This window comes from Jiangella asiatica, from assembly GCF_004349065.1.
GTDB lineage: Bacteria > Actinomycetota > Actinomycetes > Jiangellales > Jiangellaceae > Jiangella > Jiangella asiatica.
In genome coordinates this window covers 1-26,641 of the sequence record NZ_SMKZ01000073.1, presented here as the reverse complement: position 1 = coordinate 26,641, position 26,641 = coordinate 1, and the positions used below count along the sequence as shown (strand labels likewise).

Below are 26,641 nucleotides of genomic sequence, written 5' to 3'. Positions count from 1 at the left end.
GGGTGGGTGCGGTCACGGAATGCTCCTGGTTCTGCGTGAGCAGCCGGAGGCTCCAGCGAGTCGGCCGCTCCTGGCCAGATGTCGAGAGACCCCAGGACGGGCACCTGCGGCCTCGGAGAGCCGACTCGGGTGGGACGCGCTACGCCTCGACGCGGCCGGCCACCCGGGCCGGCTCGGTAAAGGCGGTATACGTGCGCATGACGGCGACCGTACCGGCCTCGGCCCGCCGTGTCCACGAATCGGACGAACGGCTCACATCCCGAGACGACACGGCTGCCCGCATCAGGCCGCACTGCCCGGGCTTCTCGCGCCCACCACGCTTGCATGCATGGTGAAGCACCAGAAAACCTCATGCTGGCCGTCGAGGTGCCTGAACATCCCGTCCGCGGCGTGAGCGGCCGGGCGCGGCTGAACCAGCTGCTACGGCAGCAGCTGGTCCAGGGCGTGCTGGAGGTCGTCGGGGTACGGGGCGGAGAACTCCACCCGTTCCCCCGTGCCCGGGTGCTCGAATGCCAGCCGCACCGCGTGCAGCCACTGCCGGGTCAGGCCGAGGCGGGCGGCGAGGGTGGGGTCGGCGCCGTAGGTGAGGTCGCCGACGCACGGGTGGCGCAGCGCGCTCAGGTGCACCCGGATCTGGTGGGTGCGGCCGGTCTCGAGGTGGATCTCGAGCAGGCTGGCGGCCGGGAACGCCTCGAGCGTCTCGTAGTGGGTGACGCTGTGCTTGCCACCTGCGACGACGGCCCACTTGTAGTCGTGGGTCGGGTGGCGGTCGATGGGTGCCTCCACGGTGCCGCGCGACGGGTCGGGGTGGCCCTGGACCAGCGCATGGTAGATCTTGTCGACCGTGCGCTCCTTGAACTGCCGCTTGAGCGAGGTGTAGGCACGCTCGGACTTCGCCACCACCATGAGCCCGCTGGTGCCGACGTCGAGCCGGTGCACCACGCCCTGCCGCTCGGCCGCGCCGCTGGTGGAGATGCGGAACCCGACCGCGGCCAGGCCACCGACCACCGTCGGACCGGTCCAGCCGGGGCTCGGGTGCGCGGCCACGCCCACCGGTTTGTCGACGACGACGATGTCGGCGTCGTCGTGCACGATGCGCATGCCCTCGACCACCTCGGGCACCACCCGCACCGGGCCGGGCGCGGCCGGGATCTCGACCTCGAGCCAGGAACCGCCGCGCACCCGCGTGGACTTCGGTGCCACGGCGCCGTCGACCACGACGTGGCCGTCCTCGACCAGGGCGGCGGCGCGGCTGCGGGACAGCCCGAACAGCCTGGCCAGCGCCGCGTCGAGACGCTCGCCCTCCAGGCCGTCGGGCACCGGGAGGCTGCGGTGGTCGCTCATGCGGCTCCGGTCCGCTCGGGGACGGCGGCAGCGCGCCGGCGCCGGGCGGCGCCGTCGTGCGGGATGCCGCGCAGGCTCAGGACCGCCACCACCACGGCGCCGGCGACGATGGCGGAGTCGGCGACGTTGAACACCGGCCAGTTGGGTAGCTCGACGAAGTCGACGACGTGGCCGCGGAACGGGCCGGGCATGCGGAACATGCGGTCGCTGAGCGTGCCCAGCGCGCCGCCGAGGACCCCGCCGAGGGCGACGGCCCACGCCCGGCTGCGCACCCGCCGGCTGATCCACACGATGGCCATCACCACGGCGATGGCGACCGCGGTGAGCACCGGCGTCAGGTTGGTGGCCAGGCTGAACGCGGCACCGGGATTGCGGATGAGCCGCAGCTGCACGAGGTCGCCGATGACGGGCACGGCGCGGCCGGGCTCCAGCTGGGTGACCGCGAGGATCTTGGTGACCTGGTCCAGGGCGAGGACGCCCGCGGCGACGACGAGCAGGACCCCGGCCCGGGCGGACCGTGAGTCCGTGCCGTCGTGGGTCAACGACGCTCCTGGCGCTGCTTGCATGTCATGCACAGTGTGGCACGCGGGAACGCCTGGAGCCGCGCCTTGCCGATCGGCTTCCCGCAGCTCTCGCAGACGCCGTACGTGCCGTTCTCGATGCGCCCCAGGGCCCGCTCGGTCTGGACGAGCATGTCGCGGTGGTTGGCGGCCAGGGACATCTCGTGCTCGCGCTCGAACGTCTTGGTGCCGGTGTCGGCCTGGTCCTCACCGCCGGTGTCGCCGCTGCGCAGGAGGTCGGCGATGTCGGCCTCGGCGTCGTTGATCTCGTCGCGCAGCCGCTCGACGTCGGACATGAGCAGCTCACGCACCTCGGTGAGCTCCTCCTCAGTCCACGGATCCTCGTCCTCGCGGACCACCAGTGCGGCCGCCTCGGCGGCCTCGACCCTGCTCTCACCGGCCACTGTGTCCACCTTCGCCTTCGAGCCCGTGCGCTCTGCCATCGTCACTCCCCCGTCCGACTCCCACCCCGCCCTGCTGAAGAGCCAGGTGCCGTGAGAATAGATCGTGTGGCGCCCCGCATCAATCCACCTCGCGTAACAGGGCGGCCAGCTTGGACGCCGAGGCGTCCGGGACCTCGACGGTCTTGGTCCTGCTGGTCGCGCCGGTGATCAACGTCACCTCGCGCCGCCGGCAGCCCAGCGCCTCGGCCACCGCGTCGAGGGGTGCGCCCGGATGCTCACCTTCACGCTTACTCCCGATGGTTCGACAGTGGGTCCGACCACGCAGCGACCCCTGTTCGACCCGTGGCCGACAGGGATCGCCACCCGTTCGACCGTAGTAACGCCTCACGGGCCGCCGGTGATCCCGGCTGGCGAAACTCCTCGGCCCGCGGGCGGCCGTCGTCGTACACTTCAATGTCGCGAGCAGGCGTTGACGGGGACGAGTACCCCGCGTCGACGGTCACGAGCGAGCCGGGGACGGTGTGAGCCCGGCGACCCGGACGCGGGCGAAGATCACCCCCGAGCCGCCGGAAGAACGGCCCCGTCGCCGACGCGGGCCCAGTAGACCCGGCCGCACGCAACGAAGTGGGCAGGACGCCACGCCACGGGCGTCCGGCCAAGGAGGGTGGTACCGCGGGGTCCGCCTCGTCCCTCCGTCGGTGCACGAACGACGGAGGATGCGAGAGACCGCCCATGACCGAGCCCACCGGCTACCGCGAGGTGCCCGCCCAGGTCGACCTGTCCGCCCTGGAGCACGACATCCTCGCGTTCTGGCGCGACAACGACGTGTTCGCCCAGACGCTGAAGAACAGCGAAGGCCGTCCGCAGTGGACCTTCTACGAAGGTCCGCCGACGGCCAACGGCATGCCGGGCACGCATCACATCGAGGCCCGGGTGTTCAAGGACGTCTTCCCGCGATACCGGACCATGAAGGGCTACCACGTGCCCCGCCAGGCCGGCTGGGACTGCCACGGCCTGCCGGTCGAGATCGCGGTGGAGAAGGAGCTTGGCTTCACGACCAAGAACGACATCGAGGTGTACGGCGTCGCGGAGTTCAACGCCAGGTGCCGCGAGTCGGTGCTGCGCCACGTCGACGCGTTCGAGGAGCTCACCGAGCGGATGGGCTACTGGGTCGACACCTCGCAGGCCTATCGCACCATGGACCCGTCCTACATCCAGAGCGTCTGGTGGTCGCTCAAGCAGATCTTCGACAACGGCCTGCTGGTCGAGGACTACCGGGTGTCGCCGTACTGCCCGCGCGACGAGACCGCGCTGTCCTCGCACGAGCTGGCACAGGGCTACGAGACCGTCGTCGACCCGTCGGTGTACGTCCGCTTCCCGCTGACCTCCGGCCCGCTGGCCGGGCAGGCGTCGCTGCTGGTGTGGACGACGACGCCGTGGACGCTGGTCTCCAACACCGCGGTGGCGGCACATCCCGAGGTCACCTACGTCGCGGCCCGACCGGCCGAGACACGCTCCTCCGTCGAGGACGGGGACCGACTCGCTGGGACGTCGGAGACGCTGGTGGTCGCCGAGCCGCTGCTCACGACGGTGCTCGGCGACAACGCCCAGGTGGTGGCGTCGTTCACCGGCACCGAGATGGAGCGCTGGACCTACCAGCGCCCGTTCGAGCTGGTGGAGTTCCCCGCCGACGCGGCTGGTGGATCTACGGCCTCGGCTGAGAAGCGTGCCTCGACCGGCGCGCACTTCGTCGTCGTCGACACTTATGTCACCACCGAGGACGGCACCGGCCTGGTCCACCAGGCGCCCGCGTTCGGCGCCGACGACCTGCGGGTCTGCCGCGCCTACGGGCTGCCGGTCGTGAACCCGGTGCGGGCCGACGGCACGTTCGACCCGTCCGTGCCGCTGGTCGGCGGCCAGTTCTTCAAGCACGCCGACGCCGATCTCGTCCGCGATCTGGAGCAGCGCGACCTGCTGTTCCGGCATGTGCCGTACGAGCACGACTACCCGCACTGCTGGCGCTGCCACACGCCGCTGATCTACTACGCGCAGCCGTCCTGGTACATCCGGACCACCCAGGTCAAGGACGCGCTGCTGCGCGAGAACGAGAAGACCACCTGGTACCCGGAGACCATCAAGTGGGGCCGGTACGGCGAGTGGCTGCGCGGCAACGTCGACTGGTCGCTGTCCCGCAACCGGTACTGGGGCACGCCGCTGCCGATCTGGCGCAGCGACGAGGACCCGTCCCGGATGGTGTGTGTGGGGTCTTTGCAGGAGCTGTCCGACTATGCCGGTCGAGACCTCTCCGAGCTGGACCCGCACCGGCCCTACGTCGACGACGTCACGTTCACCCTCCCCGGCGTGCCCGGCACGTTCCGGCGCGTGCCCTACGTCATCGACGTCTGGTACGACTCCGGCTCCATGCCGTTCGCCCAGTTCGGGTACCCGTATGCACCCGGCAGCGCCGAGGCGTTCCAGAAGTCCTACCCCGCCCAGTACATCTGCGAGGGCCTGGACCAGACGCGCGGCTGGTTCTACACGCTGATGGCCATCGGCACGCTGGTGTTCGACCGCTCGTCGTACGAGAACGTCGTCTGCCTGGGGCTCATCCTGGCCGAGGACGGCCGGCGCATGAGCAAGCACCTGGGCAACATCGTCGAGCCGATCCCGCTGATGGATGAGCACGGAGCCGACGCAGTCCGTTGGTTCATGCTGGCCAGCGGGTCGCCGTGGCTGCCGCGCCGGGTCGGGCACGCCAGCCTTCAGGAGATCGTCCGCAAGGTACTGCTGACGTACTGGAACACCGCGTCGTTCCTGTCGCTGTACGGCCGGACGGCTGGGTGGCGGCCCGGTTCGGCCGGTGCCGCGGACGTGCCGCCGGTGGCGTCGCGCCCGGTGCTGGACCGCTGGGCGCTCTCGGAGCTGCACCGGCTGGTCCGTGACGTCGACAAGGCGCTGGACACGTTCGACAGCCAGGCCGCGGGCGCTCGCTTGACGGCGTTCGTCGACGACCTGTCCAACTGGTACGTGCGCCGGTCGCGGCGCCGGTTCTGGGACGGTGACCCCGCCGCGCTGGCCACGCTGCACGAGTGCGTCGAGACGCTGACCCGGCTCATGGCGCCGATGGTGCCGTTCGTCACCGAGCGGGTCTGGCAGGACCTCGTGGTTCCTTCGGTGCCGGGCGCTCCGGTGTCCGTGCACGCGGCGTCCTGGCCGGAGTCCGACGACTCGCTGATCGACGACGCGCTGGCGGCCGAGGTGTCGCTGACCCGGCGGTTGGTCGAGCTGGGCCGGGCCGCCCGGGCCGAGTCGAAGGTCCGCACCCGCCAGCCCCTCTCCCGCGCCCTCGTCGGCGCCCGCGGCTGGGACACGCTGCGGCCGGAGCTGCGCAGCGAGATCGCCGACGAGCTCAACGTGGTGTCGGTGCTGTCGCTGCGTGACGTGGGAGCGGCGGGTGACAGGTTGGTCGACGTGTCGGCCAAGGCGAACTTCCGCTCGCTGGGCAAGCGGTTTGCCAAGGACACCCCGAAGGTCGCCGCGGCCGTGGCAAGCACGGACGCGGTCGCGCTGGCGGCGGCGCTGCGCTCGGACGGCCGGGCGGTCGTGGTGGTGCCGTCGATCGGCGACGTCGAGCTGGGTCCCGACGACGTCATCGTCACTGAGACGCCACGGGAAGGCTGGGCGGTGGCCCGCGAAGGCGAGACCGTCGCCCTCGACCTGACCCTCACCGACGAGCTGGTCCGGGCCGGACTGGTCCGCGAGGCCGTCCGGCTGGTTCAGGAGGCCCGCAAGGCCGCCGGCTTCGAGGTGTCGGACCGGATCGAGCTGGCCTGGTCCGCGGGCGAGCCGATGGCCACAGCGCTGCGCGAACACACCGCGCTGCTGGCCGAGGAGGTCCTGGCGACGACGGTCCACGACGACCTCGCCGCCCTCGACGGCCAGCCGGACCGCACCGACGCCGACCTCGGCCTCACCTTCCGCCTGCGCCGCACCACCACCTGACCGTCGTCACCCTCCGTCCGCGTTGATCATGACGGCGGGGGGTACCGGAACGCGCGAAGGGGCCCGGGCCGGCATGGTCAGCCGGCCAGGGGCCCCTTTCGCCTCGGTTCGCGAGTTCGCGGTGCCGTGCCCTCGCTTGCTGCTGCTTGCCGCGCCGCACGCTCGCGAGGCGTCAGCGCTGCTCGTCGTCCAGGAGGCTGGCGACGGAGCGCAGCGAACCGCCGGTCTGCGTGGCGGACACGGCACCTCCGGACGGGCCGGGCTGCGTCTGACCGCCGCCCCCGCCGGCCGCCGCCGCGGGCACTTGTTGGCCCACGCCGGTGTCGGCCTCGTCGACACCGCCGGTCTCGAGCTTGCGCAGTTCGCGCTCCAGGTAGGACTTGAGCCGGCTGCGGTACTCGCGCTCGAAGGCACGCAGCGTCTCGAGCTCGCGCTCCAGGTCGGCGCGGTCGGACTCGAGCTTGCCGAAGACCTGGGTCCGCCGCTTCTGGACCTCCTGCTCGATCGAGTCGGCCCGCTGGCGGGCGTCCTGCTCGATCTTCGCGGCCTTGGCCTTGGTCTCGGAGTCGAGCTTGTCCGCGCGGCTCTTCGCCTCGTTGATGAGACGGTCGGCCTCGGCCTTGGAGTCGGCGACGAGCTCGTCGGCGGTCTTCTGCGCCAGCGCCAGCACCTTCGCGGCGGCGTCGCTGGGCTGGACCCCCGCGGGTGCGCTACCGGCGGCAGCCGACGGCGGAGCCTCCGGCGCCTTGGGCGCTTCGGCCTGGCGAGGAGCCTGGATCGGCTCAGCCGACGCGGCGAGCCCGCCGCCGCGGGTCACGGCGCTGAGCTTGTCGCGCAGCTCGTCGTTCTCCCGCTGCATGCGCGCGAGCTCGGCCTCGACCTCGTCCAGGAACTCGTCGACCTCCTGCATGTCGTAACCCTCGCGCAGGCGGACCGTCGTGAACTCCTTGTTCTGGACGTCCTCGGGCGTCAGTGGCATAGCGTCACCTCGGATGTGAGCATAGGCAGAATGTCACCGTACCGCGTCATCCTAGGGACCCGACAACCACAAGCGCGATTTGGACCAGGATGATGAGCACGATGAACGCCAGGTCAAGGGCGACCGAGCCGATCCGCAGCGGCGGAATGACCCGTCGGATGGCCCGCAAAGGCGGGTCGGTCACCGTGTATACGGCCTCCAGCACGACCAGTACCAGCCCTTTCGGCTGCCACTCGCGCGCGAAGACCTGAATCCAGTCGGCGACGAGCCTGACCAGCAATGCGATGAAGAAAAGCCACAACACCGCGGACAGAATCTGACTCACAGCCGACACAACACCTGAACTTACCCGACGATGGCCCGGTTCGATGACTTGGGCACCGGCGCGCCGGTGATCAGTTCCAAACCGTGCCGAATGTCACGCGGGCACGTCAGCTCTGGTTGAAGAACCCGCCGCTGACCATCCGGGCCTTGTCCTCGGCCGTGACCTGCACGTCTGCGGGTGTGAGCAGGAACACCTTGGCGGTGACCCGGTCGATGCTGCCGCGCAGGCCGAAGATCAACCCGGCGGCGAAGTCGACCAGCCGCTTCGCGTCCACGTCGTCCATCTCGGACAGGTTCATGATGACCGGCGTGCCGTCGCGGAAGTGTTCGCCGAGCGTGCGGGCCTCGTTGTAGGTGCGCGGGTGCAGCGTGGTGATGCGGGCCTCGCGCATGGCCGGGGCGCGCCGCACGGCCGCCATGGGCCGGCGGTCGGCGAGCGAGGCCACCGTGGCGGTGTGCTCGCGGTCGCGATCGCGCTCCCGGCGTTCCGGGACGCGCTCCTCGACCTCGTCGGTGGCGTCCTCGTACTCGTCGGCGTACGCCTCGTCGCCGTACTCGTCCGCGTAGTCGTCCTCGTAGCGGTCCCGGTCCTCCACGAGGCCGAGGTAGACCGCAACTTTGCGCATTGCGCCGGCCATTCAAGTCCTCCGCAGGTGTGGTGGACGGTCCCCTGTGCTCTCAGACACTAGCCCCGCGCGAACCCGGAACCGGGGATTGTGCGCGCGACACGCCCACGTGTCGCATCAGTCCCACCGTTCACACCTGACTCATCCATGCCACCCCCGCGAACCGACCGGTGAGTCCGGAGCGGCGGTACGAGTACGACGCGCCGTCCTCGATCGTGCAGGTCCCGACATCGACGACCGCGGCGGCGGCGGTCCGCAACTGGGCCGCGACCCCCGCCGGGATGTCCAGCGCGGGGGTTTCGTCCCTGGTGACCGCCCAGGACTCGGGGACGACGGCGGCGACCTCGGCCCGCACGGCCTCGGACACCTCGTAGCACCGGCCGCAGACCGCGGGGCCGATGGCCGCGGTGAGCTTGCGGGCGCCCAGGTCACGCATCGCCGACACCAACGCCGGGACGACGCCGGCCGCGAGCCCGGCCCGTCCGGCGTGCGCCACGCCGACCACTCCGGCCTCCGGATCGGCGACCAGGACCGGCACACAGTCGGCGACCAGCACGGCCAAAGCGCGGTCGGTCACCGTCGTGACCAGGGCGTCGACCTCCGGCGCGGCGCCGGACCACGGCCCGTCGACGACGGCGACCCGCGCGCCGTGCACCTGGTTCATGTAGGAGACGCTGGACGGCGCCAGCCCGATCGCCTCGGCCAGCAGCGCCCGGTTGCGGGCGACCGCGGCCGGGTCGTCGCCGACGTGCCCGCCGAGGTTGAGCTGGTCGTACGGGGGTGCACTGACCCCACCGAACCGGTCGGTGAACGCGAACCTGACCGGGCCGACGGAGCTGGTGTGCCGAAGCACGGCCCTGGAGCCCTCTCGCCTCGCGCTACTTGAGGAAGTCGGGGACGTCGAGATCGTCGCTGGGCGTGGCCGGGACGATACGGCGCTGCTCCCGCGGCGGGGCCGGCGGCGCGGCGGGTGCGCCGTCGCCGTCGTCCGTCGAGTCGTCGGCGGCCTTGCCGGACGAGGCCGTGGCCGGTGTCGCCGTCGCCACGGAGCCGATGGCACCCGCGGTGGCCGGGCCGGACGCCGTCGGGCCGTCGGCCTTGCGGACGGTGCCCAGCTCGCGACGCGTGGGTTGTCCCCCGTCGAACCCGGCGGCGATCACGGTGACCCGGACCTCGTCGCCGAGGGCGTCGTCGATGACCGCACCGAAGATGATGTTGGCGTCGTCGTGCGCGGCCTGCGCGACCAGGTTGGCCGACTCGTTGATCTCGAACAGGCCGAGGTCGGAGCCACCGGAGACCGACAGCAGCACCCCGTGCGCACCGTCGATGGACGCCTCGAGCAATGGGCTGGAGATGGCCATCTCGGCCGCGGCGACCGCGCGGTCCTCGCCGCGCGCCGAGCCGATGCCCATGAGTGCCGAGCCGGCGTTGCTCATGACCGACTTCACGTCAGCGAAGTCGAGGTTGATCAGGCCCGGCGTGGTGATGAGGTCGGTGATGCCCTGGACACCGGAGAGCAGCACCTGGTCGGCGCTCTTGAACGCGTCCAGCACGCTGACCTGCCGGTCGCTGATGGACAACAGCCGGTCGTTCGGGATGACGATGAGGGTGTCGACCTCTTCGCGCAGCTCCTCGATGCCGGCCTCGGCCTGCAGCGCACGCCGTCGACCCTCGAACATGAACGGCCGCGTGACGACACCGATGGTCAGCGCGCCGAGCGAGCGCGCGATGCGCGCCACGACCGGCGCGCCGCCCGTGCCGGTGCCGCCGCCCTCGCCGGCCGTGACGAAGACCATGTCGGCCCCCTTGAGGACCTCCTCGATCTCCTCGGCGTGGTCCTCGGCGGCCTTGCGGCCCACGTCCGGGTTGGCCCCGGCGCCCAGTCCGCGGGTGGCCTCGCGACCGACGTCCAGCTTCACGTCGGCATCGCTCATCAGCAGCGCCTGCGCGTCGGTGTTGATGGCGATGAACTCGACACCCTTGAGACCGACTTCGATCATGCGGTTGACCGCGTTGACGCCGCCGCCGCCGATGCCGACGACTTTGATCACCGCGAGGTAGTTCTGCGGGGCAGTCACGTCAGATCGCCTTTCGTCGAGGTCAACTCTCACCCTCAAGTTGAGGTTTATAGTTATGTCAACCTGAGCGCTTGGTGAAACGCTAAGCGCGCGAACGCTCCTGTCGCCGTAGACACGCCGAATGCGCGCCGCGGCGAACTCGGCTGAAAGGGTGCGGCCCGGCTGGGAATCCGTCACACCACCAGGACTTCTGGTGCTCCACCAGGCTCGCATGCCTGGTAGAGCACCAGAAGTCCTCGTGAAGGGCGTCCGCGAGTCCGGGTAGGCTCGCGTCATGGTTCGGTGGCTGGTCGCGTCGATCGCCGTACCCGGCGCGCTCGCGATGCAGTCCGCGCTGTCCCCCGGCGTGCTGACCTTGTCAGTGGCGGTCGCGTCCCTGCTGGCCCTGATGCTTGCGCTGCGTGTCGCGACGCGGGCGTGCGTCGGCAGGGCACACCCGGGCGTCGGCACCGAGGTCGGGCATCCGACCGGCATCGAGACCATGGTGATCGCGCTGACCGACCCCGACGCCGCCATCCGGCCGCGGCCGAGAGCACCGGCCGGACTCGTCTGCATCTCGTAGCCCGAGTCCCAGCTCTCGTCCCGGAAGGTCCGACCATGTTCGCCCTGCTCGACACCCCTGCCCTTGTCGTCTCTGACGTCGTGATGACCATCGCCTGCGCCATCGAACCCGCCCTCGGCGAGGCGGCCACCGCCGGCGCGATCGTGGCGCTCACCCTCACCGTCCGTCTCCTGCTCCTTCCGCTCGGGGTCCGGGCCGCCCGGGTGGCCAGCGCCAGACTCGCCCTGCGGCCGCGCGAGCTCGAACTGCGCCGTCGTTTTCACGACCGGCCGGCCCGGCTCCGCCACGAGCTGCACCTGCTGCGCGAGCGACACGGGATCAGGCCGCTCGCCGGCGTCGCCCCGCTGCTGGCCCAGGCACCGATCTTCATGGTCCTGTACCGGCTGTTCACGTCGCCCACGCTGAACGGGCACGCGAACGCCCTGTTCACGCACGTCCTGCTCGGTGTCCCGCTGAGCGACCGCTGGCTCGCGGACCTCTCGACCGGGCTGCTCCCGCCCGACGTGATCGTCTTCGGCGTGGTGTTCGTGCTGCTGGTTGCGGTGGCCTGGTGGTCGTCGACACAAGCACGGCGGGCCGCGTCCGGGGCCACCGCGACGGGTATGGATCTCGGCACTGTCCCGGCCGAGGTCGAGCGCGCCCAGCGAGTCGCGTCGCGCCTGACCACGCTGCTGCCGTACGGAACAGTGGTGGCCGCCATGTTCGTCCCGCTCGCCGCTGCGCTCTACCTGCTGACGACGACGACCTTGGCGGCCTGCGAACGCTGGGCCCTCACCCACGGAAGCGGACCCGCCGTCGTGAGTGGCCCATCCACAGGCTGAACCGATCACCCGCGTTGTCCACATTTCGCGGATCCGGCCTGGCGCGGCCCGCCGCGATCTGCGGAGATGGTGGGCATGGCGAACCTCCAGACCACCCACACCGGAGCCGTCGCCCGTCGCGACGGCCAGCATCCACGCGGCCCTCAGCGGGTCGGCCCGAGCCCCGACCGACCACCGATGCCCGCCGTCGACGACGAACCACCGCCGTATGACGTCGACGAGGAGATCGGCCGCCTGGTCCGGGCACGCGTCCAGGCCGACCTGAGCGCTCGGCGACGGCGCTACGCCAAGACCGTCCTGCACGCCGAGGAGCCCGCCGCTCGCGGCTGCGACTGCCGGCAGCCACGCCAGCCTGGCGTCCTGCGGCCCGATCCCGCCAGCGCAGCCCGGGTCGTCACGACGTGCCCGGTCTGTCGAGGTTCGCTGTGAGGGCACCGCCGGGCCGAGAAGGGTCGTCGGGCGGCGCGGGACGAGGCGGCGCTCAGCCGGTCACGGCGGGATTGCCCGGTGCGGAGACGTCGTAGCCCGACGGCGGCTCCTCCGGGTCCTGGCCGGCGATCAGCGCGAGCAGCACGTCGGCCTTGCGATCGATGTCGTCGGCGGTTCCCCAGCGCACGGTGGCGCCATCTGCCAGGACCAGCCGGATGTCAGCCTCCGACCGGGCCTCGATGGTGTCGACCAGCTCCAGGAGCGACGACGGCATCCCGGTCAGTACGGCGACGCCCGCAGCCCGGACCGCCGCGTCGAGGTCGTCCTCGGACTCGCCCGGGTCCGACACCGGCGCGGTCAGTACCGGCAGGCCCTCTGGGCGCGACGACGACTCGCTGAACAGCGCACCGGTCTCGTCGACGCAGTACCAGGCGTCGCCGGACGAGATCGTGGCCACCGGTTCCCGCGGCGTCACCTCGATGGTGAGCGTCGTGGGCCAGGACCGGCCCACCTCGACGTCGGCGGCTTCGGGCAGCGCCGCCACCCGTTCGGCTATCTCACCCGTGTCCACCCTGGCCAGCGGCGTGCCGATGGGCGCGTCCGCCAGCTCCAGCACCTCTTCGGAGAGAGACGATGACACCCCTGACACGGTCACGGACTTCACCGCCAGCACGCTGGACCACCCGACCAGCCACACGAGGGCGACCACGCCTGCCAGTCCCAGCAGGCCCAGCACCACGCCGAGCGCCCGCCGCAGCCGGCGCCGCCGTGCCCGCGCCGCGAAGAGCCGGGCGCTGGCCGAGCGCGACGCCATGCTCACGGCTTTCGGGCCTCCAGGACGTCCAGCACCTCGGGACCGATCAGCGTGACGTCGCCGGCGCCGACGGTCAGCAGGATGTCGCCGGGCTCGGCGCGCGACGCCGCCAGCTCCGGGACGGCGGACCACGACTGCTCGAACACCACCTGCGACGGCGGCAACGGCACCGCCGCGGCCACCAGGGCACCGGTGACGCCGGGCTCGGGGTCCTCGCGGGCGGCGTAGACGTCCATGACGATGACCTCGTCGGCGGCGCCGAGGGCGGTCCCGAACTCCACGGCGAAGATGCGGGTGCGGCTGAACAGGTGCGGCTGGAACACCACGACCACGCGACCGGCTCCGGCGACACCCCGGGCGGCGGCGAGCGCGGCGGCCACCTCGGTCGGGTGGTGGGAGTACTCGTCGTACACCCGCACGCCGCCGGCTACGCCCTTGAGCTCGAACCGGCGGCGGGTCCCGGTGTAGCCGGCCAGCCCGTCGATCAGGTCGCCGGCCGGGAAGCCCATGCCCAGGCCCGCGGCGAACGCGCCGGCCGCGTTGAGCGCGTTGTGCCGGCCGGGCAGCTGCAGCTGGATGCGCTCCTGCCGCCGGCCCCGGGCGACCAGTTCGAACGACGCGCCAGGGCCGGCGAGGTCCAGCGCGGTGACGCGGACGTCGGCGTCGCGCGACTCGCCGAACGTGTGCACGACCACGCCGCGCCCGGCTGCCCGCTGGCCCAACGCCCTGGCGCCGGGGTCGTCGGCGCACACCACGAGGAAGCCGCTGACGCGGTCGGCGAATGCGTCGAAGGCCGACACGTACGCGTCCTCGGTGCCGTAGAAGTCCAGATGATCGGCCTCGACGTTGGTGACGACAGCCACCTCGGGGTCGTAGGCGAGGAAGGAGGCGTCGCTCTCGTCGGCCTCGGCGACGAAGACGTCGCCGCTGCCGTCGTGGGCGTTGGCGCCGGACTCGTTGAGGCTGCCGCCGATGGCGAACGACGGGTCGGCGCCGCAGTGCTGCAGCGCGACGGTGAGCATGGACGTCGTCGTCGTCTTGCCGTGGGTGCCGGCGACGGCCACGGCGCGCCGCCCGGCCATCACCGAGGCCAGCGCGGCGGCGCGGGGCAGCACCGGAATCCCGCGGTCGCGGGCCGCGACCACCTCCGGGTTGGTCACGCGGATCGCGGTGGAGACCACGACGGTCTCGGCCAGGCCGACGTTGGCGGCGTCGTGGCCCACGTGCACCTCGGCGCCGAGCGCGCGCAGCCCGGCGAGCGTCCCGGAGTCCTTGGCGTCGCTTCCGGACACCTCCAGGCCCCGGGCCAGCAGGATGCGGGCGATGCCGCTCATGCCGGCGCCGCCGATGCCGACGAAGTGGACCCTACCCAGCTTCTCCGCAGGCACAGTCCGCTCCGGGGGCGAGACGATCACGTGTGGTCACCTTCCTGTGGCACTCCGCACCAGCTCGACCAGTCGGTCGTCGGCGTCGCGACGACCGAGACTAGCCGCTGCGGTACCCATGGCATCCAACCGAGCCTGGTCGCCCAGCAGCCCGACCACCTCCCGCGCGAGCCACGACGGCGTCAGCTCACCGTCCGGAACCAGCATGCCCCCACCGGCCTCGACCGTGGGCATGGCGTTGAAGCGCTGTTCGCCGTTGCCGTGCGGCAGCGGCACGTAGATCGCGGGCAGGCCGACGGCGGCGAGCTCCGCGCAGGTGATGGCGCCGGCCCGGCACACCGCGAGATCGGCGGCGGCGTAGGCGAGGTCCATCCGGTCCACGTACGGCAGCGGGACGTAGCCCGGCCGCGGTTTGACCGCGTCGGCGTTCGCACCGCCCACCGCGTGCAGCAGCTGGAACCCGGCCTCCAGCATCGGGTCCAGACCTGCGGTCACGGCCTCGTTGATGCGCCGGGCGCCCAGGCTGCCGCCGAAGGCGAACAGGGTCGGCCGCTCCGGCTCCAGCCCGAAGAAGGCCCGCGCTTCGGCCCTGGCGGCGGCGCGGTCGAGCAGTGCGATCGCGCGGCGCAGCGGGATGCCGACGTGCTGGGCGTGCGGCAGGTCGATGCCCGGGGTGGCCACCGCGACGTGCGACGTGAACCGGGCCCCGATGCGGTTGGCGAGGCCGGGCTTCGCGTTGGCCTCGTGCACCACGATCGGGATACCCACCCGGCGAGCCGCCAAGTAGGCGGGCAACGCGACGTAGCCGCCGAACCCCACCACCACCTCCGCCTGCCGGTCCCGCAGCACCGCCGCCGTCTCGCGCACCGCGGCCCGCACCCGCAACGGCAGCCGCAGCAGGTCCGGGCTCGGCCGGCGCGGCAGCGGCACCGGCGGGATCAGCGCCAGCTCGTAGCCGCGTTCTGGTACCAGCCGCACCTCCAGGCCGCGCTCGGTGCCCAACAGCACGACCTGCGCCGACGGGTCGGCGCGGCGGATGGCTTCGGCTGTTGCCAGTGCGGGCTCGACGTGCCCGGCGGTTCCCCCGCCGGCCAGAACAACCCTCACCCGGCGTTCCTCCTCTGCATGAAACGGTGTCCGGCCGAGCGTGCCAGCTCGCGCCGCTGCCGACGGCGTTCCCGACGCGCCTCCTTGCGCGCGGCCAGCGCCTCGCGAGCGCCCGGCTCCTCCTTGGCCAGCGCCATGAGGATTCCGACCGCGACGATCGCCACCACCATCGAGGCGCCACCGTACGACACCAGCGGCAGTGGCACACCGATGACCGGGAACACGACCAGCACGCTGCCGAGGTTGATGATCGCCTGGAGGACCAGCCATCCAGTGATCCCGGCCGCGGCCAGCCTGGTGAACGTGTCGTCGGTGCGCATGGCGATGCGGATGCCGGCGTACCCGAGCGTGAAGAACAGAGCCAGCACCATCAGGGCGCCGGGCAGGCCCAGCTCCTCGCCGAGGATGGAGAAGATGAAGTCAGTGTGGGCTTCTGGCAGCTGTCCCCACTTGAGGCGGCTGGCGCCCAGACCGGTGCCCCACCAGCCGCCGGTGGCGAAGGCGTAGATCGAGTTGGCCGCCTGGTATCCGGTGCCCGAGAAGTCCGCGAACGGGTCGAGGAAGCTGACCACCCGCGACATCCGGTTCTCCGACGCCGCCACGAAGTACGCCCCGACCACGCCGACCACGCCGAGCGCCAGCCCGAACAGCCATGTCGGCACCCCGACCACCCACAGGAGCGTGAGCACTATGGCCATGAGCACCAGCGCCGTGCCGAGGTCGCGCTGGCCGATGGTCAGCGCGACGACGGCCGCGGCGACCGGCACGAACGGGATCATCAGATGCTTCCACTGACCCAGGAGCCGGCCCTTGAGCGCGAACATCCCCGCGCCCCACACGATCAGCGCCAGCTTGGCCGGCTCCGAGGGCTGGAGCAGGAACGGACCGCCGAAGTCCAGCCAGTTGGTGTTGCCGCCACGGGTGACGCCGAGCCCCGGCACGAACGTCAGCGCCAGCAGGAACGCCGCCACCACCAGCATGGGCAGCCCGAGCCTGCGGATGGTGCGCGACGACATCCGCGAGGCCAGCCAGGCTGCGGGCAACGCCACGAGCACCCAGGCGAGCTGCCGGGCGAAGAAGTAGTACGAGTGGCCGAACTGCAGCCGCGACATCACGCTGGACGCGGAGAACACCATGACCAAGCCGAGCACGAGCAACAGCCCGGCCGACCCCAGCACCAGGTAGTACGAGGCGAGCGGGCGTCGCAGCATCCGCCGCAGCGCCTGCGAGGTGGCGTTGCGCAGTGGCTTCGAGCCTGCCGTGGACGACTCCGCACCGCCGGCGCCACGTGCTGGTGCCTTCTCAGTGGTGCTCACGGCGCCGCACCGCCGCGGCGAAGGCGTCACCTCGCGCGGAGTAGTTGGCGAACATGTCCATCGATGCGCAGGCGGGCGCCAGCAGCACCGTGTCGCCGGGCTGGGCCAGCCCGGCGGCTGCTGCGACGACGCGGTCCATGGCCTCATTGTCGGTGTCGGAAAGCTCGACAACCGGCACATCCGGTGCGTGTCGCGCCAGCGACTGCGCGATCAGCGCACGGTCGGCGCCCACCAGGACCACCCCGCGAAGGCGCGATCGCACCCCCGAGACCAGGTCGTCGAACGTGGCGCCCTTGGCCAGTCCGCCGGCGATCCACACCACCGACGGGTACGCCGCCAGTGACGCGGCCGCGGCATGCGGGTTGGTCGCCTTCGAGTCGTCGACATACGCCACGCCGTCGATGGTCGCGACCGACTGGATGCGGTGCGCCTCCGGCTCGAAGCCACGCAGCCCGTCGCGGACCGCCACCGGCGGCACCCCGATCGAGCGGGCCAGCGCGGCCGCGGCCAGCGCATTCGCGACGTTGTGCGGTGCCTGCGGCCGCACGTCCGCGACGGACGCGAGCTCCGCCGCCGACGTCTGCCGCTCGGCGATGAACGCGCGGTCGACGAGCATGTCGTCCACGACGCCCACCATGCCGACGGAAGGGATGTCCAGGGTGAACCCGATGGCCCGGGCGCCCTCCCGCACGTCGGCGTCGCGGACCATCTGCTCGGTCACCGGGTCGGCGACGTTGTAGACGCAGGCGACCTCGACGCCCGCGTAGATGCGGGCCTTGTCCGCGGCGTAGGCGTCCAGCGACCCGTGCCAGTCCAGGTGGTCCGGCGCGACGTTGAGCACCGCGGCCGACCGCGCCGCCATGGAGTACGTCCAGTGCAGCTGGTAGCTGGACAGCTCGACGGCGATGACGTCATGGCCGCCGGGGTCGAGCATCGCGGAGACGACCGGGTCGCCGACGTTGCCGGTAGCGGCCACCCGCAGCCCGGAGGCGCGCAGCATGGACGCCAGCATCCGCACCGTCGTCGTCTTGCCGTTGGTGCCGGTCAGCACCAGCCAGGGCGTCGTGGGGTCGCGGATGCGCCAGGCCAGCTCGACCTCGCCCCACACCGGCACCCCGGCGGCGGCCGCGGCCACGAGCAGCGGCGCCGACGGCTTCCAGCCCGGCGACGTCACCACCAGGTGCGTCCCGGGCGGCAGCGACGACGTCGACCCGGGGCCCAACACCACGGTGGCCTCGAGGATCGACAGGATGGTGGCCCGCTCGCGCTCGGCCTCGCCGTCCCGCTCGTCGACGACGGTGACCCGGGCGCCGAGCTGGATCAGGGCGTCGGCCGCGGCGTACCCGGACACCCCCAGGCCGGCCACCACGACCGACAGCTCCGACCATGGGCTGGTCCGGCCGGCCTCGGCGAGCCAGCCCGGTGGCGCCGACGCCGCACTCATGCCGTCGCCACCCACTCCGCGTAGAACAGGCCCAGGCCCAGCACGACGAACATGCCGGCGATGATCCAGAACCTGATGACGATGGTGACCTCGCCCCAGCCCTTGAGCTCGAAGTGGTGCTGCAGCGGCGCCATCCGGAACAGCCGCTTGCCACCGGAGAGCTTGAACCAGCCCACCTGCAAGATCACCGAAAGGGTGATGACCACGAACAACCCGCCCAGCACGATGAGCAGCAGCTCGGTCCGGGTGGTGATGGCCAGCCCGGCCAGGCCGCCGCCCAGCGCCAGCGAGCCGGTGTCGCCCATGAAGATCTTCGCCGGCGCGGCGTTCCACCACAGGAAGCCGAAGCAGGCGCCGACCAGCGCGGCCGCCACGATGGCCAGGTCGAGCGGGTCGCGGACCTCGTAGCAGCTGGGGCCCGGCGACACGGCACAGCTCTGGTTGAGCTGCCAGACCCCGATCAGCGTGTACGCGCCGAAGGCCATCACGGCCGCGCCGGTGGCCAGGCCGTCCAGGCCGTCGGTGAGGTTGACCGCGTTGGAGAAGCCGGAGATGAGGAACAGCGCCCACAGCACGAACAGCGCCGCCGGCATCACCCACGGGGTGTCGCGCAGCACCGACAGCGCCTGCGACGCCGGGGTGTAGTTCTGCTCGTCCGGGAAGTTGATGGCGAGGATCGCGAACACGACGGCGACGGAGATCTGGCCGGCCATCTTGGCCCGGCTGCGCAGACCGAGGCTGCGCTGCTTGGCGATCTTGATGTAGTCGTCCAGGAACCCGACGACGCCCAGGCCGACGACGAGGAACAGCACCAGCAGGCCGGACACCGTCGGCGGCGAGGGCCGCACGATGTGGGCGACGAAGTAGCCGAGCAGCGCGGCGAGAATGATCACGGCGCCGCCCATGGTCGGCGTGCCGCGCTTGGTGTGGTGGCTGGTGGGGCCGTCGTCGCGGATCAGCTGGCCGTAGCCGCGGCGCACGAGCAGCCGGATCGCCAGTGGGGTGCCCAGGATCGACGTCACGAGGCCGACGATGCCGGCGGTGAGGATCGAGATCACGGCGTCTCCACCAGCCGATCGCCCAGGAACCGCAGGCCGGCGTCACGGGAGGACTTGACCAGGACGACGTCGCCGGCGCGCAGCTCGTCGTGCAGCAGCGCGTACGCGGCCTCGACGTCGGGGACCAGCACCGACTCGCCGGCCCACGAACCCTCCAGAGCCGCGCCCTGGTGGATGGCCCGGGCACCGTCGCCGACGGCCACCAGCCGCGACACGTTGAGCCGCACGGCCAGCCGGCCGATGGCCTCGTGCTCGGCCACCGACGACTCCCCCAGCTCCAGCATCTCGCCCAGGACCGCCCAGGTGCGTCCTGGCGGGCGTTCGGCCGGGTCGGTCTCGTCGGGTGCGCCCGCGGGCCGGATCGAGACCAAGGTCTTGAGGGCGGCGCGCATGGACTCGGGATTGGCGTTGTAGGCGTCGTTGACGATTGTGACCCCGTCCGGCCGCTCGCTGACCTCCATCCTCCACCGCGACCGCGCTTCCGCCGCCGACAGCCGCTGCGCGACGACGTCGACGGTCAGGCCGAGCGCGTGCGCGGCCGCCGCGACCGCCAGGGCGTTGCCGACCTGGTGCTCGCCGACCAGCCGCAGCGACACGGGGGCGGCACCGTCCGGCGTGATCAGCTGGAAGGAGGCTCGGCCGGTGTCGTCGAGCTCGACGTCCTCGGCGCGGACGTCGGCGTGCACGGACTCGCCGACCATCAGCACGGTGGCCGCGGTCTGGTCGGCCATCCGGCGCACCACTTGGTCGTCGCCGTTGAGCACGGCGGTTCCGGTCTCCGGAAGCGCCTGGACCAGCTCGGCCTTGGCCCGCGCGATCGTTTCGCGGTCGCCGAACTCGCCCAGGTGCGCGCTGCCGACGTTGAGCACGATGCCCACCGTCGGCGGGGCGATGCCGCACAGGTTCGCGATGTGGCCGGGGCCGCGGGCGCCCATCTCGACCACGAGCGTCCGGGTGTCCTCGTCGACCCGCGTCACGGTCAGCGGCACGCCGATCTCGCTGTTGTACGAGCCGGGTGGAGCGACCAGCGGACCCAGCGGCTCGAGCACCTGCGCCAGTAAGTCCTTCGTGGTGGTCTTGCCCGACGATCCGGTCACGCCGACGACGGTCAGCGGTGGGCGTCGGTCGAGGTACGTTTCTCCGCCGAGGCCGGAATTCAGCTTGTCGACGACGGCGCGGGCCAGCCGGCCGAACGCGACCTCGGTGTCGTCGACGACGACCGCCGGGACACCGACCGGGCGCGCCGCCAGCACCGCCACCGCTCCCGCGTCGACAGCGGCGGAGGCGAAGTCGTGCCCGTCCCGCGCCTCCCCCTGCCGTGCGACGAACAGCCCGCCTGGGCCTGCCTCGCGTGAGTCGGTGACGACCGCGGCGGTGACCCTGGCGTCCGGGTCTGGGACGGCGTCCAGTGTGCCGTCCGTGGCCGCGGCGATCTCGGCCAGCGTGAACGGGATCACCGGCGTTCTCCCTGCCCGGGGTCGCCGGGTGATCCCGAACCAGACCCGCCGCTCCACCGCCGCAGCTCCTCGCGGAGCACCTCTCGATCATCGAATGGCTGCACGACGCCTGCGATCTCCTGCCCTTGTTCGTGCCCTTTGCCGAGGACCACGACGGTGTCCTCGGCTCCTGTCGCCGCGCGCAGCGCGGCCCGGATCGCCTCGCGGCGTCCGGCCACCTCGAGGATCTCGGCCCGCTCACCGGCCGGGACGGCCCGAGCACCGTCGACGACGGCGGCGCGGATGGCGGTGGGGTCCTCCGAGCGCGGGTTGTCGTCGGTGACGACGACGAGGTCGGCCCCGGCCGCCGCCGCCCGCCCCATGAGCGGACGTTTCTCGCGGTCGCGGTCGCCACCGGCGCCCACCACCGCGATGAGGCGGCCGGCCGGGTGCAGCGCGCGCAGTACATTGTCGATGGCGGCCGGCGAATGCGCGAAATCGACGACGGCGCTAGGCCGAGCACCCGCACCCGCGACTGTCACCCGCTCCATCCGGCCCGGCACGCCGGGGCACTCGGCCACCCCGCGCACCGCGTCGGCGGCGTCGATGCCCGACCGGAGCAGCATGGTGACCGCGAGCGCGGCGTTGGTGACGTTGAACTCGCCCGGCAGCGGCACGTGCAGCTCGAGCTTCTCACCGTCCGGGCCGGCCAGCACGGCGGCGTCTCCGAGATGCTCGACCCGCCAGTCGGCCGGCACCTCCGCCGGCGTCCCATGATCGACGGGGAGGACGGTCACGGTCGGGACCTGCGACGTCGCCGCGAGCCGCCGGCCGAACTCGTCGCCGACGACGACCACCGCGCTCCTGGTCCGCTCGGGTGTGAACAGCCGTGCCTTGGCGGCGAAGTAGTCCTCGAGGCCGGTGTGGAAGTCGAGGTGGTCCTGCGAGAGGTTGGTGAACCCGGCGACGTCGAACACGATGCCGTCGACCCGCCCGAACACCATGGCGTGGCTCGACACCTCCATCGCGCAGGCGGTCACGCCGCGTTCGCGCATCACCGCGAGGAGGGCGTGCGCGTCGGTGGCCTCCGGCGTGGTGCGGATGCTGGCCACCTTCTCGTCGCCGACCCGCGTCTCGACCGTGCCGATGAGCCCGGTGGTGTGCCCGGCGGCCCGCAGCCCCGACTCCAGCAGGTAGGACGTGGTGGTCTTGCCGTTGGTACCGGTGACGCCGAGCATCAGCAGGTCGCGGGCGGGGTGCCCGTAGACGGCCGCCGCGATGGCACCGAGCCGCGAGCGCGGGTGGTCCAGCGTCAGCACCGGGGCCGGCAGGTCGCCGGCCAGCTCCAGGCCGGCCGGGTCGGTGACGACGGCGACCGCGCCGGACCGCACGGCGTCGGCGGCGAACCGCGCGCCGTGCGTCACCGCGCCGGGCAGAGCGAGGTAGAGGTCACCGGGCCGGATCTGCCGGGAGTCGTGCGTCACCCCGGTCACCGAGACATCGCGGACCCCCGGGTCCACCGAGAGCGAGGTCTCGGTGGCGAGCGCCGCCAGCGGGAGCGGCGCGACGTGGCGGGGACGCAGTCCTGGGCGGTCGGGCACGACAGAGCAATCTACTCGGTCACTCGGCGAACAGTGGCACCTGCGGCGCCTCCGTGCCCGAGGGCGCCACGCCGCCCTGCTCCAGCGCGAACCGCATGATCTCCGCGAACGCCGGACCGGCCAGCGCGCTGCCGGAGTTGCCGTTCTGCGGGTCGAACAGCGAGACGACGACGACGTACTTCGGGTCGTCCGCGGGTGCGAAGCCCATGAACGACGAGTTGTAGTCGGCGTAGCACCCGCATTCGGGGTCGACCCGCTGGGCGGTGCCCGTCTTGCCGGCGACCCGGTAGCCGTCGACCTGGGCGGGCCGGCCGGTGCCGCCCTCGCCCATCACGGCCTCCATCATCGTGGTGACCTCGGCGGCGGTCTCCTCGCTGATGACCCGCTCGGGCGCCGCCGGCTCGACCGGTGTCTCCTTGCCGTCCGCGCCGATCGTGGCCGCGACCAAGCTCGGCTCCAACCGCACGCCGCCGTTGGCGATGGTGGCGTAGGCGGAGGCCATTTGCACGGCGCTGACCGAGATGCCCTGCCCGAACGCGACGTTGTCGCGGGTCAGGTCGCTGAAGGCGTCGTCGGCTGGCAGGTGGCCGCCGGTCTCGCCCGGCAGGCCCAGGTCGGGCGCGGCACCGAAGCCGAAGGCCTCCAGGTAGTCGTGGTAGACGTCCTTCTCCAGCTGCTCGGCCGCGAGCACGGTGCCGACGTTGCTGGACTTGGCGATGACGCCGGCCAGCGTCATCTGGTCCTCGCCGTGGCCGTAGTAGTCGTTGATGGTCTCGCCACCGCGCCGGAGGCTGTCGGGGACGGAGAAGACGGTGGACCCGTCGGCCAGGCCCTCGTCGACGACGGCCGACACGGTGATCGGCTTGAACACCGAGCCCGGCTCGTAGGCGTCCTCGACCGCGGCACTGCCCCGGTCGGCCGCCTCGGTGCCGCCGGGCTCGTTCGGGTCGAACGTCGGGGTGGCGGCCAGCGCCACGATCTCCTGCGTCTCGACGTCCATGACGACGGCGACCCCGTCGGCCGCGCCGGCGGTCTCCACCGCGTCGGCCAGCACCTGCTCGGCCTGCCACTGCACGTCACGGTCGAGGGTCAGCCGCAGCCCCGTGCCGGGCACCGGCTGCTGGACGTGGTTGGACGAGCTGTTCGGGATGCGCAGCCCCGACGGGCTGAACTGGTAGGTGGCCTCGCCGTCCGCACCCGACAGGGTCTCGTCCATGGCCTGCTCCAGGCCGGTGAGCCCGACGCCGTCGGCACCGAGCACGCCGACCACGTTGCCGGCGACGCCGCCACCCGGGTAGTCGCGCGCGGCGGCGGTCTCGGCGGTGAAGCCCGGCAGCTCGAGCGCCTGGACCTGCCGCCAGACCGCGCCGGTGACGCCCTTGGCGACATAGACGTAGCGGTCGTCCCCGGTCAGGGTCTCCTGCAGGGTTGCCGCGTCGATGCCGAGGATGCCTTCGAGCTGCAGCGCATACGCCGCCGGGTTGTCCACCTGGGTCTGGTCGATGACGACGTCGTAGGCCTCGACGGTGGTGGCCAGGGCCTCGCCGTTGCGGTCGAGGATCTCGCCGCGCTCGGCCCGCACTGGCACCGTCTCCAGCCCGATGCGCCCGGCGACCGCCGCGTAGCTGGACGCGTCGATGCCCTGCAGCTGGATCAGGCGTCCGCCGAACAGCGACAGCACCACGCAGACCCCCACCAGCGAGGCCCGCAGCCGCTTGCGCGGGTCGGCCAACCGGACCGTCCGCGGCTTCTTGGGCGGCTTGGGCGGCTTGGGTGCGCGCGGCGGCTTGGGCTGCTTGGCCGCCTTCGGTCGCGGCTGGCGCACTGCGCTCTTCGGCGAGGTCGACGACGGCGTGCGCCGCGGGCCCGCGCCGGCAACGGTGGACGTGGCGCCACGGCCGGAGGCGGAACGACCGGACCGGGAGCTGGCGGAGCCCTTGGACCGCGAGCTGACGGAGCCGCCTCGCGCGGCAGCGGGCTTAGCGGCCGACTTCGCGGCGGGCTTTGGCGCCGGCTTCGCGGCGGACTTCCGGGCGGGTTTCGGCGCCGCCGCCGGGCGCGCGGCAGCCCCTGCCCCACGCCCAGCACCGGCGCCGACCCCACGAACGCTACCGCCGCGCAGGGAGCCGCCCTTCGGTGCTTCGGTCCGGCCCCGCGACGTGCCGCGCTGGCGTCCGCCGCGGTCGCCGGACCGGCGCTGCTCGTCACGTCCCTTCGGGGGCATCAGCCGTCACCGCCGGGCTGGTCGGCCGCCCCGTCGCCGTTTGCCACCGTCTCGTCGGCGGCGGAGCCGGGCAGCCGCAGGAACTCCGGCGGCGCCTCGGCCGGCACCATGCCCATCCGCCGGGCCCGCTCGGCCAGTGCGTCCGGCGCGCTGCGCTCGGCGACGTCCTCGGCCAGCTGGGCCTGCCGGTCGCGCAGCTCGTCGGTGCGCGACTGCAGCTCGCCCAGGTCGAACGAGCCCTGCTGCAGCGCGGTGTTGAGCACCAGCAGCCCGATCAGCCCGAACCCGAGCACGAGCAGGACCAGCACCACGAACGGCGCGCGCGGCGCCCGCGAGGACCGAGCCGGCACGCTGCGCAGCGACGGCCGCCGTTGCTTCTTGACCTGTGCATAGGCTCGTTCGGCGCTCATGCCGCCTCCCGGATCCGCTCAGCGGCCCGCAGCCGGGCCGAGGCCGCGCGCGGGTTGGCTGCGACCTCCTCGTCGGTGGGCGGCTCGGACGCCAGGAGCTCGAGCACCGGCCGGTGCTCGGGCAGCTCGACCGGCAACCCGGGCGGCGCGGTGCTCGTCGCGCCGGCCGCGAACACCTGCTTGACCAGGCGGTCCTCGAGCGAGTGGTATGACAGCACCACAGCCCGGCCGCCGACGGCCAGCGCGTCCACGGCCGCCGGGAGGGCTCGTTCCAGTGCCTCCAGCTCGCCGTTGACCTCGATGCGCAGTGCCTGGAAGGTGCGCTTGGCCGGGTTGCCGCCGGTGCGCCGGGTCGCGGCCGGGATGGCGGCGCGGACCAGCTCGACCAGCCGAGCGCTGGTGTCGAACGGCTGCTTCTGGCGTTCGCGCACGACGGCGGCGGCGATGCGCGAGGCGAATCGCTCCTCGCCGTAACGACGCAGGATCCGGGTGAGCCGGGTTGCGTCGTAGGTGTTGAGCACGTCCGCGGCGGTCGGCCCGGACGACTGGTCCATCCGCATGTCCAGCGGTGCGTCCTGGGCGTAGGCGAAGCCACGGCCGGCCTCGTCCAGCTGGAGGGAGGAGACCCCCAGGTCGAAGAGGACGCCGTGGACACGCCGGATGCCGAGGCCCGCCAAGACGTCGGCGATCCGGTCGTAGACCGCGTGGACGCCGGTGAACCGGTCGCCGAACGGCGCGAGCCGCTCCTGCGAGCGGGCCAGCGCCTCACGGTCGCGGTCGAGGCCGATCAGGCGCGCGCGGGTGTAGCGGCTCAGGATCGCCTGGGCGTGTCCGCCGAGCCCGAGGGTCGCGTCGACGACGACTCTGTCAACTGTTTCGGCGCCATCGCGGCGGGCTGCCGAAGCCCCGCCCTGGAGACTCGGCGCCAGCAGGCCGACGACCCGGTCGAGCATCACCGGAACGTGCGACGCCCCCCGCGACTCCTGCTCGGTCATCGACACCCCCGCGTCTGTCCTCGATCGGTCGCTCGGTCCGCCTCGCCGTTCGTACGGTCAGGTCCCCGCCCGCTCGGGCTTGCCAGCTCTGGCCTCTTGGCACCGGGGAAGGTGTGCCAAGCGACGTGAGCGGCCGGAGACCTCACCGTGCGCGCCGGCGTCGGCGGGGTCAGAAGATGCCCGGCAGCACCTCCTCGGAGATGTCGGCGAACATCGGTTCCTTCTCGGCCTGGTACGTCTCCCAGGCCTGCTCGGACCAGATCTCCACCCGGGTCATCGCACCGACGACGGTGCATTCCCTCTCCAGCCCGGCGTAGGTCCGCAGACCCGCCGGGATGGTGATCCGGCCCTGCTTGTCCGGGACCTCGTCGCTGGCCCCCGCGGCCAGCATCCGGGCGAAGTCGCGGGTGCCCTTGTGGGTGATCGGGGCCGCCCGCAGCTGCTCGGTGAACCGGAGGAACTCCGCACGCGGCCACACGTAGAGACAGCGCTCCTGTCCTCGTGTGATCACGACGCCCTCCGCCAGCTCGTCCCGGAACTTCGCCGGAAGGATGAGCCGTCCTTTGTCGTCCAGCCGGGGCGTGTGGGTACCGAGGAACACGGCCCACCTCCCCGCTGTCCGTGGTGGCCGTCATCTGGTCCCCGACGACGGCCACATCGGACCACCCTTCCTCCAATGCCCGCCACTCTACTCCACTCTCCCCCACTTGCAACCACAATCG

Annotated in this window: 25 protein-coding genes; 4 read left to right on the top strand and 21 right to left on the bottom strand. The window is 72.3% G+C overall.

The window, feature by feature from the left end; translation table 11 throughout:
- Positions 1-420: 420 nt before the first annotated feature.
- From E1269_RS29525 to E1269_RS33640, 4 genes are all read right to left on the bottom strand, one after another.
- A complete protein-coding gene (locus E1269_RS29525; RefSeq protein ID WP_131901416.1) occupies positions 421-1,344 on the bottom strand; it encodes an RluA family pseudouridine synthase in 924 nt (307 codons plus the stop codon).
- Complete coding sequence (gene lspA, locus E1269_RS29520) at positions 1,341-1,910, bottom strand: signal peptidase II (protein ID WP_131901414.1); 570 nt, start codon at positions 1,908-1,910, stop codon at positions 1,341-1,343. The genes E1269_RS29525 and lspA overlap by 4 nt, the downstream gene beginning before the upstream one ends.
- On the bottom strand, positions 1,883-2,347 hold the full coding sequence (locus E1269_RS29515; RefSeq protein ID WP_131901412.1) for a TraR/DksA family transcriptional regulator: 465 nt from the start codon (positions 2,345-2,347) through the stop codon (positions 1,883-1,885). Before E1269_RS29515 ends, lspA begins: the two co-directional genes overlap by 28 nt.
- A 79-nt stretch (positions 2,348-2,426) precedes the next feature.
- Entirely contained in the window at positions 2,427-2,558 is a 132-nt protein-coding gene (locus tag E1269_RS33640) for a DUF167 domain-containing protein (RefSeq protein ID WP_162606689.1), read from the bottom strand.
- Between the two features lie 482 nt (positions 2,559-3,040).
- Between E1269_RS33640 and ileS the strand changes: the two genes are divergently transcribed.
- Entirely contained in the window at positions 3,041-6,310 is a 3,270-nt protein-coding gene (gene ileS / locus E1269_RS29505; protein WP_131901410.1) for an isoleucine--tRNA ligase, read from the top strand.
- A gap of 172 nt (positions 6,311-6,482) precedes the next feature.
- Here ileS and E1269_RS29500 read toward each other — a convergent pair whose 3' ends face one another.
- The 5 genes from E1269_RS29500 to ftsZ form a co-directional block, all read right to left on the bottom strand.
- Positions 6,483-7,289 (bottom strand): DivIVA domain-containing protein, encoded by an 807-nt coding sequence (locus E1269_RS29500; RefSeq protein ID WP_131901408.1) that lies wholly within the window; start codon positions 7,287-7,289, stop codon positions 6,483-6,485.
- 46 nt (positions 7,290-7,335) lie between these two features.
- The gene (locus E1269_RS29495; protein ID WP_239001070.1) at positions 7,336-7,614 is read right to left on the bottom strand and encodes a YggT family protein; all 279 of its coding nucleotides are present in this window, start codon (positions 7,612-7,614) and stop codon (positions 7,336-7,338) included.
- A gap of 106 nt (positions 7,615-7,720) precedes the next feature.
- Positions 7,721-8,251, bottom strand: coding sequence for a cell division protein SepF (locus E1269_RS29490; RefSeq protein ID WP_131901404.1), 531 nt, complete (start codon positions 8,249-8,251; stop codon positions 7,721-7,723).
- A gap of 118 nt (positions 8,252-8,369) precedes the next feature.
- The gene (gene pgeF / locus E1269_RS29485) at positions 8,370-9,092 is read right to left on the bottom strand and encodes a peptidoglycan editing factor PgeF (protein ID WP_131901402.1); all 723 of its coding nucleotides are present in this window, start codon (positions 9,090-9,092) and stop codon (positions 8,370-8,372) included.
- A 25-nt stretch (positions 9,093-9,117) separates the two neighbouring features.
- Positions 9,118-10,317 carry a cell division protein FtsZ gene (gene ftsZ, locus E1269_RS29480; RefSeq protein WP_131901400.1) on the bottom strand — a complete coding sequence of 400 codons (1,200 nt, stop codon included), beginning with the start codon at positions 10,315-10,317 and terminating at the stop codon, positions 9,118-9,120.
- Positions 10,318-10,591: 274 nt separating this feature from the next.
- Between ftsZ and E1269_RS29475 the strand changes: the two genes are divergently transcribed.
- The 3 genes from E1269_RS29475 to E1269_RS29465 all read left to right on the top strand — a co-directional run bounded on the left by E1269_RS29475 (position 10,592) and on the right by E1269_RS29465 (position 12,129).
- Positions 10,592-10,879 carry a hypothetical protein gene (locus E1269_RS29475; protein ID WP_131901398.1) on the top strand — a complete coding sequence of 96 codons (288 nt, stop codon included), beginning with the start codon at positions 10,592-10,594 and terminating at the stop codon, positions 10,877-10,879.
- Positions 10,880-10,914: 35 nt separating this feature from the next.
- Entirely contained in the window at positions 10,915-11,700 is a 786-nt protein-coding gene (gene yidC / locus E1269_RS29470; protein WP_131901396.1) for a membrane protein insertase YidC, read from the top strand.
- Positions 11,701-11,775: 75 nt separating this feature from the next.
- Positions 11,776-12,129 (top strand): hypothetical protein, encoded by a 354-nt coding sequence (locus tag E1269_RS29465; protein ID WP_131901394.1) that lies wholly within the window; start codon positions 11,776-11,778, stop codon positions 12,127-12,129.
- Between the two features lie 52 nt (positions 12,130-12,181).
- Here E1269_RS29465 and E1269_RS29460 read toward each other — a convergent pair whose 3' ends face one another.
- From E1269_RS29460 to mraZ, 12 genes are all read right to left on the bottom strand, one after another.
- Complete coding sequence (locus E1269_RS29460) at positions 12,182-12,943, bottom strand: cell division protein FtsQ/DivIB (protein WP_239001071.1); 762 nt, start codon at positions 12,941-12,943, stop codon at positions 12,182-12,184.
- Between the two features lie 2 nt (positions 12,944-12,945).
- Positions 12,946-14,358: a UDP-N-acetylmuramate--L-alanine ligase gene (gene murC, locus E1269_RS29455; protein WP_131901390.1), complete on the bottom strand. Its 1,413-nt coding sequence runs from the start codon at positions 14,356-14,358 to the stop codon at positions 12,946-12,948.
- A gap of 6 nt (positions 14,359-14,364) precedes the next feature.
- Positions 14,365-15,435: an undecaprenyldiphospho-muramoylpentapeptide beta-N-acetylglucosaminyltransferase gene (murG, locus tag E1269_RS29450; protein ID WP_131901388.1), complete on the bottom strand. Its 1,071-nt coding sequence runs from the start codon at positions 15,433-15,435 to the stop codon at positions 14,365-14,367.
- Positions 15,432-16,751 carry a putative lipid II flippase FtsW gene (gene ftsW, locus E1269_RS29445; RefSeq protein WP_131901385.1) on the bottom strand — a complete coding sequence of 440 codons (1,320 nt, stop codon included), beginning with the start codon at positions 16,749-16,751 and terminating at the stop codon, positions 15,432-15,434. The genes murG and ftsW overlap by 4 nt, the downstream gene beginning before the upstream one ends.
- The gene (gene murD, locus E1269_RS29440; protein WP_131901383.1) at positions 16,738-18,195 is read right to left on the bottom strand and encodes a UDP-N-acetylmuramoyl-L-alanine--D-glutamate ligase; all 1,458 of its coding nucleotides are present in this window, start codon (positions 18,193-18,195) and stop codon (positions 16,738-16,740) included. Before murD ends, ftsW begins: the two co-directional genes overlap by 14 nt.
- Positions 18,192-19,253: a phospho-N-acetylmuramoyl-pentapeptide-transferase gene (gene mraY, locus E1269_RS29435; protein WP_131901381.1), complete on the bottom strand. Its 1,062-nt coding sequence runs from the start codon at positions 19,251-19,253 to the stop codon at positions 18,192-18,194. The genes murD and mraY overlap by 4 nt, the downstream gene beginning before the upstream one ends.
- On the bottom strand, positions 19,250-20,710 hold the full coding sequence (locus E1269_RS29430) for a UDP-N-acetylmuramoyl-tripeptide--D-alanyl-D-alanine ligase (protein ID WP_131901379.1): 1,461 nt from the start codon (positions 20,708-20,710) through the stop codon (positions 19,250-19,252). Before E1269_RS29430 ends, mraY begins: the two co-directional genes overlap by 4 nt.
- Positions 20,707-22,290: a UDP-N-acetylmuramoyl-L-alanyl-D-glutamate--2,6-diaminopimelate ligase gene (locus E1269_RS29425; protein WP_131901377.1), complete on the bottom strand. Its 1,584-nt coding sequence runs from the start codon at positions 22,288-22,290 to the stop codon at positions 20,707-20,709. The genes E1269_RS29430 and E1269_RS29425 overlap by 4 nt, the downstream gene beginning before the upstream one ends.
- 19 nt (positions 22,291-22,309) lie before the next feature.
- On the bottom strand, positions 22,310-24,115 hold the full coding sequence (locus E1269_RS29420) for a peptidoglycan D,D-transpeptidase FtsI family protein (RefSeq protein ID WP_131901375.1): 1,806 nt from the start codon (positions 24,113-24,115) through the stop codon (positions 22,310-22,312).
- Positions 24,116-24,513: 398 nt separating this feature from the next.
- Complete coding sequence (gene ftsL, locus E1269_RS29415; protein WP_131901373.1) at positions 24,514-24,924, bottom strand: cell division protein FtsL; 411 nt, start codon at positions 24,922-24,924, stop codon at positions 24,514-24,516.
- Entirely contained in the window at positions 24,921-25,919 is a 999-nt protein-coding gene (gene rsmH, locus E1269_RS29410; protein WP_203434196.1) for a 16S rRNA (cytosine(1402)-N(4))-methyltransferase RsmH, read from the bottom strand. The genes ftsL and rsmH overlap by 4 nt, the downstream gene beginning before the upstream one ends.
- A 169-nt stretch (positions 25,920-26,088) precedes the next feature.
- Positions 26,089-26,520 (bottom strand): division/cell wall cluster transcriptional repressor MraZ, encoded by a 432-nt coding sequence (gene mraZ, locus E1269_RS29405; RefSeq protein ID WP_131901371.1) that lies wholly within the window; start codon positions 26,518-26,520, stop codon positions 26,089-26,091.
- Positions 26,521-26,641 lie beyond the last annotated feature (121 nt).